At 33.0% G+C, this 7,193-nt stretch carries 8 protein-coding genes, 1 rRNA gene and 1 other RNA gene; 9 read left to right on the top strand and 1 reads right to left on the bottom strand.

Annotated features, from left to right (window positions below):
* Positions 1–30 precede the first annotated feature (30 nt).
* A complete protein-coding gene (locus tag B8869_RS11330) occupies positions 31–648 on the top strand; it encodes a Crp/Fnr family transcriptional regulator (protein ID WP_203003038.1) in 618 nt (205 codons plus the stop codon).
* A 25-nt stretch (positions 649–673) separates the two neighbouring features.
* Here B8869_RS11330 and B8869_RS11335 read toward each other — a convergent pair whose 3' ends face one another.
* Positions 674–1,477 carry an NAD(+)/NADH kinase gene (locus B8869_RS11335; protein WP_234989852.1) on the bottom strand — a complete coding sequence of 268 codons (804 nt, stop codon included), beginning with the start codon at positions 1,475–1,477 and terminating at the stop codon, positions 674–676.
* A 75-nt stretch (positions 1,478–1,552) separates the two neighbouring features.
* Between B8869_RS11335 and B8869_RS11340 the strand changes: the two genes are divergently transcribed.
* The 8 genes from B8869_RS11340 to B8869_RS11375 form a co-directional block, all read left to right on the top strand.
* Positions 1,553–2,407, top strand: a complete 855-nt coding sequence (locus B8869_RS11340; RefSeq protein WP_084231703.1) for an RluA family pseudouridine synthase — start codon at positions 1,553–1,555, stop codon at positions 2,405–2,407.
* Between the two features lie 109 nt (positions 2,408–2,516).
* A non-coding RNA gene (ssrS, locus tag B8869_RS11345) (6S RNA) lies at positions 2,517–2,694 on the top strand.
* Between the two features lie 142 nt (positions 2,695–2,836).
* Positions 2,837–3,385 (top strand): YtxH domain-containing protein, encoded by a 549-nt coding sequence (locus B8869_RS11350; RefSeq protein WP_084231704.1) that lies wholly within the window; start codon positions 2,837–2,839, stop codon positions 3,383–3,385.
* A gap of 13 nt (positions 3,386–3,398) precedes the next feature.
* On the top strand, positions 3,399–3,893 hold the full coding sequence (locus B8869_RS11355) for a hypothetical protein (RefSeq protein WP_084231705.1): 495 nt from the start codon (positions 3,399–3,401) through the stop codon (positions 3,891–3,893).
* A gap of 167 nt (positions 3,894–4,060) precedes the next feature.
* The gene (locus B8869_RS11360; RefSeq protein ID WP_084231706.1) at positions 4,061–4,951 is read left to right on the top strand and encodes a diacylglycerol/lipid kinase family protein; all 891 of its coding nucleotides are present in this window, start codon (positions 4,061–4,063) and stop codon (positions 4,949–4,951) included.
* A 9-nt stretch (positions 4,952–4,960) separates the two neighbouring features.
* A complete protein-coding gene (locus B8869_RS11365; protein WP_084231707.1) occupies positions 4,961–5,971 on the top strand; it encodes a LacI family DNA-binding transcriptional regulator in 1,011 nt (336 codons plus the stop codon).
* Positions 5,971–6,498 (top strand): response regulator transcription factor, encoded by a 528-nt coding sequence (locus B8869_RS11370; RefSeq protein WP_084231708.1) that lies wholly within the window; start codon positions 5,971–5,973, stop codon positions 6,496–6,498. Before B8869_RS11365 ends, B8869_RS11370 begins: the two co-directional genes overlap by 1 nt.
* Before the next feature lie 330 nt (positions 6,499–6,828).
* Positions 6,829–7,193, top strand: a 16S ribosomal RNA gene (locus tag B8869_RS11375); the annotation flags it as partial.

Below are 7,193 nucleotides of genomic sequence, written 5' to 3' on the forward strand. Positions count from 1 at the left end.
ACATGACAGATGTCAGAAATGAGGTTAGATTTGTATAAATTTTTAGAGTATTTCAAAAATAAAAAAGAAGTTGAATTTAAAAAAGGAGATATTGTTTTACAAGAGGGTTCTAAAATAAAGACAATAGATTTTTTAGTTGATGGTAATGTATACATAAGTCGTAATTTAAAAGATGGCAAAAGAGTGATAGCAAATAATTTAGAAGCGCCACAGATTCTGTCCTTAATAGAGGTTTTGAATTCAGAAAAAGAGGTTCTAAGTGATGTATTTGCTCTAAACAATGTTAAGATACTGAAAATACAAATTGAGGAGTTTTTAGAAAAGATAAATGATATTGAAGTAAAGAATGCATCTTTAGAATACTTGGCTAAGTTTTCTTATGGGGTGATTAAACACTCAATGGAATATGAAAAATATGAAGTGGAAAAAGCTATATTAAAATATTATCTACACATATCGAAAGATAGCGAGGACTATATTATAAATTTAAAGAACTCTTTTGTAGCGGATATGTTTAGGATAAGTGAGAGAACTCTTTATAGATATCTAAACTTATGGGAGAAGAGGGGTTTAATCCGCAGAGAGAAGAGGAATATTTTGATAGATAAAGACAATAAGAAGAAGATTTTAAAGTTTTTAGATGAATAAAAATAAATCCGATATAAAACCGGATTTATAAAAACTTACTTTTTAAATTTTCCCAATATGATTCGTTTTCAAAAGTCAACTTTTTGATTATCTTATTGGACATTCTGAAGTTGATTTTTTTAAGACCTTTAAAAGAATACTCTTGACCATCAACTAATATTAAGTTGGATGAGGCATATCTTTTTTCAGGAACTATAGAAACTATATAGTTGCCGGGAATCACTATGGAGCTTGAAAGTGATCTATAGGCTACACTATTTACAGGTGCTATAGGAGTTAGCTCGTAGACATTTAGGGATGGATGCAAAATTGCTCCCCCATTTGAAAAGTTATAAGCTGTTGAGCCAGATGGTGTGCTGATTAAAATCCCATCACCTGAAAATTTTTCAAGATGGTTGCGATTTACATAAGCATTCAAGTGGATTATTTTTGAAGCCTGTGCTCTTACCACTATCTCATTTATGGCTGTTAAGATTATAGATTTATTTCTGGTAAAAACCTCAGCGCCAATCAATTTTAACTCGTCAACAGTATAATTTTCGTTTTTATATGCTTCGACAAACTCTTCTAAATTTTCAGGACTTATTTCTTGGAAGAATCCTAAGTGTCCTGTATTTACTCCAACAAGTGGTATAGATGAAAAGCTATTTTTGTGAACAGCCTTTAAAAATGAACCATCCCCACCAACGCAGATTGTAAGTTCTGCATCTTGATTAAAGGTAGTTGTAGGAGTATACCCATTATCAATAAGAATCTGTATAAGTCTCGATGTTGTCTTTCGAGAATCATAATTGGAGTTGGACATTATGTTTATAATTTTATCGCTCACATTATCCTCCAAATTAAATTATTAAATAATATGATATAATAAAAAAGCTAAAATTTAAAGTGAAAAGAGAATGTAATGAAAATAAATGACAGTTTAATTTATGTAGTGGAAGAACCTACATCTCAAAAAGAGTTTATGAGAGATAAACTTTCAAGCAGATTTATAAAATCCAGCATAAAGGGAAACCATATCTATAAAAATGATGTTCTTTCTATTAGAGATACTAATTTAAAAAAAGGCGATGTAATAAGAGTAGACTTTCCAGATGAAAACCCAAATGGAGAAGTGCAACATACAAAGTTAGATATAGTTTATGAAGACAGAGATATCTTGGTTATAAATAAACCACCCAATATGGTTACTCATACTTCAAGAGGAGATATGTCCAATACACTTTTGAACTATACTCTTGGCTACTTTGAAGAGATAGGGCTAAAGAGAAAAGTTAGGTTTGTAAATAGATTGGATAGAGATACATCCGGGCTTGTAATTGCTGCAAAGAATAGTTTTGCTCATGCCATGATATCTGAACAGTTCCAAAAAGGAGTTATAAAAGAATACTTGGCTCTTGTCAAAGGAACTCCAAAAGATATGATGATAGAAGCTCCGATCGCAAGAACTGAAGAGGGTATTTTAAGAGAGGTCAGAGAAGATGGGAAGTATTGCAAGACTTCAGTTAGACTTTTAAAAAGCTTTGGAGACTATTCTTTGGTGAGACTTAGATTGTATACCGGCAGAACTCATCAAATAAGAGTGCACATGAAATATATCGGGTATCCGCTTTTGGGCGACACTCTATATTCAGAAGACACAACTTTACCTAGACAAGCTCTACATTCATTTAAAGTATCGTTTAAATCTCCAAGAGATGGAAGAGTGGAAATAACGGCTAAACTACCCGAAGATATGAAACAATTACTAATAAGATAAACGATAAATTTAACAAGTAACTAAAAGGTATTAAGATATATAAACTCAGATATTCAAAAGTTGAATATATTAACAAATTGAAAAAAGCCTAGAATTAATATATAATATAAATACTCTACGGTGAGCGAATATTCTTCATTTAATTCAACCGACAAAAAAGATCCGGGAGACCACATTCTTATTGGATAGCAAGCCTGCTCGACAGGACGTTAGATATGTAGATGAGGTTACCCACCTAATGTTGGGGCGGGTCTGAATTAATGGGGACACGCCATTGTGGAGCATTTTTTTGTCTGAAAATTAAATTATTACTTAGATAAATATTTTCTAATTTTAATATTTGTGATTATTATTATATATCTCAGGGTATCATCTATTTATAAAGATAAAGAAGACGAAAACTCGAGGATAAAACAAGGAGAAGATATTATGAGTTTATTTGATTATTTAGAAGCAAGAAGAAGAGAAGCACAACTTAAGAGACAAATGAGAGACGCAGGTAAGATAGTAGCAGGAGCATCACTTGGTGCTGTATTAGGATTACTTTTCGCACCACAATCTGGTGAAAAGACAAGAAAAGACATCAGTGATAAAGCACAAGAAACTAAAGATTACCTTGAAAGTGCTACAAGAGATGCTGCAGATAGCATTCAATTCAAAGCTTATCAAGCATCAGAGCAAGTTAAAAAGACTTACGGCGATTTAAAAGAAAAAGCAGAGCAAAAAAAATCTGAACTTCAAGACGATATAGAAATTGCAAAGGCAAAAGCTAAGGCAGTTGGAGAAGTTGTCAAAGAAGATATGAGAGATTTAAAAGGCGATGTTGAAGACACTAAAGAAACTCTAAAAGAAGGCGCAGAAAACATTAAAGAAGAAGTAAAAGAGGGCGCTTCAAATGTTGCCAAAGAAGTTAGTGAAGCTTCAGGAGAAATTAAAAAAGAAGTAGAAAATACAAAGAACAAAATTGAAAACAAGTAATTAGGAGGCAAGTATGCAAGCAACTATAAATGTTCAAGATTTATTGACAATAGTGCTTTATTTAGCTGGTGCTGGCGTTTTGATATACCTAATTTTAGTTTTAAAGAATGTACTAGGTATCGTTAAAAAAGTAAATCTAACAATAGAAAACAATCAAGAAATAATAGATGACACTTTGAAAAAAGTTCCGAAACTTACAGATAATGCAGTTGAAATAACTTCAAATGTGAATCTAATAAGCGGAGAAGCTTCAGAACTTGTTGTGATAGCAAGACCGGAAGTTGAGAGATTGGTTGGAACAGTAAGTTCTATAACAAATACGGTTGATGATATATCAAGATCAGTTGACCATACAACATTGAAACTTACAAACACAGTATCAAGTGTGTCAGACACAATTTCAGATACAGCAAAGACGATATCGTTGAATGCAAATAATGTTGTAGACTATTTCTATATTTTAAAAGAAGTAGTTGAAGCACTAAAAGATGTGTTCTTGAGAAACTGATTTCATGGCGGAGTTCTTAAATAGAATTTCGCTTTTTTCAATTTAAAATAACTTATGTAGGAGTTGGAAATAACTTGTAAAAAGGGTTGCATAGAATTTATACTAGTATATAATACATGTAATTCTCTTTAAGATGAGGTTTATAAATTAAAGAGTGAGGTGTTGATATGAAAAAATATAAAATAATTGCAAATCCAAAATCAGGAAATGAAACTGCAATCGAAAAAATCTCGCAGATAATAGAAATCATGTCAGAAGATGGTTGCAAAATAGATTTAAGACTAACTGGGAAATCTGGAGATGCAATGGAATTTGCAAAAGAAGATGACGGGGAAGATATTATAATCTCCATTGGTGGAGATGGCACTCTAAACGAAGTGGTAAATGGTATAATAGACTCAGACAAAGAGGTTCCGCTTGCAGTCCTAAGCGGAGGTACAGTTAACGATTTTGCAAATGCTATGAAGATACCTACAGATGTTGAAGAATTCTGCAAGATGTTAAAGGCGGAAAAGACAAAAGCTGTGGATGTTGGAGTGGCAGGAGAGAGAAAGTTTATTAATGTAGCAGCTGGCGGAATGATGACAGAAATAGCCTACAATGTACCGGAAGAAAAAAAGACCATATTTGGTAGAGCGGCTTATTACATAGAAGCCCTTAAAGAAGTTACAAAATTAGGGGACCGAAGAAAGAAAAATTACTTCAACCTAAAAATAGAGAGTGAAGAATATACTGCAGAAGAGAAAGTGCTGGCTTTTATATGCGCCAATTCGATTTCTGTAGGAGGATTTGAACTCGCGCCGAAGGCAACTGTGGATGACGGATATATTGACATGTTGATTGTCAAAGATTTAGACCTGTCAGAAATACCTACTTTAGTGGGTAATTTTACAAGAGGAAAGCATATAGAACACGAAAAAGTTATATACTTTCAAACCAAAGAGATGAAACTCTCAACAGATAAATCTATAACTGTAGATGTAGATGGCGAAAGAGCGCAAAAATTGCCTCTAACATTTAAGGTTTTAGAAAAAGCTATAAATTTAATAATAAAATAGGAGGTAGTTATGACATCTACAATAAAAGACGTTGCAAAAATGGCTGACGTATCAATTTCTACAGTATCAAGAGTAATCAATGATTCAAAGCCAGTAAGCCCTGAGGCAAGAAGAAGAGTATTACATGCGATAGAAGTTCTAGATTATAGACCTAATGAAATTGCAAGAAGTCTTGTAACAAAAAAATCAAACGTAATTGGAGTAATAGTTGATGACATTGGAAGCACTTATGTAAGTAAAGTCCTAAGAGGAGTTGAAGAAGTAGGAAGAATGTATAACTACGACTTATTGATTTCAAGTTCTTTTGGAGACGCTGAAGCTGAATTGAAATTTGTGAAACTGTTAGCTCAAAAACAAGTGGAAGGTATTATAGTAATTTCAACAGCATTAAATCAAAAGTTAACTTACAAACTTGAAGAGTCCAGAATACCATTTATAAATCTTAACAAATACTATGGCTCAAATGACCAACTTGAAGTTCAAATAAACTATGAAGACATAAGTTATGAAATGGTTAAGTTAATAGCAGGCCATGGACACAAAAAAGTTGCTGCAATAGTAATACAAAAAGATATAGATAGAACTCAAGAAAAGAAAAAACTAAAAGGATACAAAAGAGCTATTAAAGAATTTGGATTAGAGGAAGAAGTAGTCTATACAATGGGATTAACAGAAGAAGATATAAACGAAGTATCCAATAAGATAGAAAAAGCAGTTAAAGATGGATATACAGCATTCTTCTGTTCACATGATGAAATAGCTATACACACAATAAACTACTTAGTAGACAGCGGATATAAAGTTCCGGAAGATGTATCTGTTACAGGATTTGGAGGAACTGAAATTTCTTCAATATACAGACCTAAACTTACAACAGTCCAACTTTCCTACTATGATATAGGAGCAGTAGCTATAAGAAGAATATTAAAATCTATAGAAAAAACTGAATCATCACAAGATGAGACTATAGTACTACCAGTTCGTATAATAGAAAGAGATTCAGTTAAGACAATAAAATAATGAAAGCAAGAGTTCACATAAAAGAAGAACTTTTAAAAAAAGGCGTTGAACAAGTTTGTATAGAAAGAGGCCTTAGGTTAATAGATGGTTGTGAAATAAATGATGAAACTATTCTAATAACAGATGAAGACCTTAATGCAAAAAGACAGATAGTTATATTTAATGACATTAAAAGAGCATTTTTATCGAAAGCTAAAATAAAACTCTTTAGAGATGTAGATATTTCAGAGTTGAATAAAGCAATAGACAAAGCAATTCTAAGCCAGGGATATATACAACATAAAATAAAAAGCTCTTTTATAGAAATAGACTCATTGAAGATTAAGATGGGGGAATTAACACCAAGAGAAAGCGCCTTAGTAGAAAGAATTATCGCTGGAATGAGCAATAGAGAAATTGCAAAAGATCTTTATTTAAGTGAAAAAACAGTTAAGAACAATCTAACAGAATTATATAGAAAGTTGCATATAAAAAATAGAATAGAACTTACAAAAAAATGTAAAATTATATTGACAGAGAATATATGAGATGTTAGACTAATAAAAGTCAACTGAACAAGTTGCTACAGAAAAACTTCAAAAAAAGATAAAAAGTTCTTGACTATGAAGTCTAAGCTGTATTATAATAAATAAGCTGTTCCAATGGAGCAGGGCTCTAGAAGAAAAACTTAAAAAAGAATGAAGAAAGTTCTTGACAAGGAAAACGAAAAGAGCTATACTAAACAAGCTAACTCGAAAGAGGGAGCCAAGAACAATGATAATTAAATAGTGTAGAAAAGAATAAAACTATAAGCAAAGCAAAAAGCTTAGCGGAAAAGTCAGTGAATAAAAAACTGAGTGCTAAGGAACCAAACAATTTTAATCGAGAGTTTGATCCTGGCTCAGGACGAACGCTGGCGGCGCGCCTAACACATGCAAGTCGAGCGATGAAAATCAAACAGAACCCTTCGGGGTGAAGTTTGGAAGGATTAGCGGCGGACGGGTGAGTAGCACGTGAGTAACCTGCCTTTGACACGGGGATAGCCACCGGAAACGGTGATTAATACCCGATGAAACCGTAGTGACACATGTCATAACGATCAAAGTGAATTAGCGGTCAAAGATGGACTCGCGTCTGATTAATTAGTTGGTGAGGTAACGGCTCACCAAGATAGCGATCAGTAGCCGGCCTGAGAGGGTGAACGGCCACATTGGAACTGAGAAACGGTCCAAACTCCTACGGG

It is taken from the genome of Peptoniphilus asaccharolyticus DSM 20463 (genome assembly GCF_900176115.1).
Lineage (GTDB): Bacteria > Bacillota > Clostridia > Tissierellales > Peptoniphilaceae > Peptoniphilus > Peptoniphilus asaccharolyticus.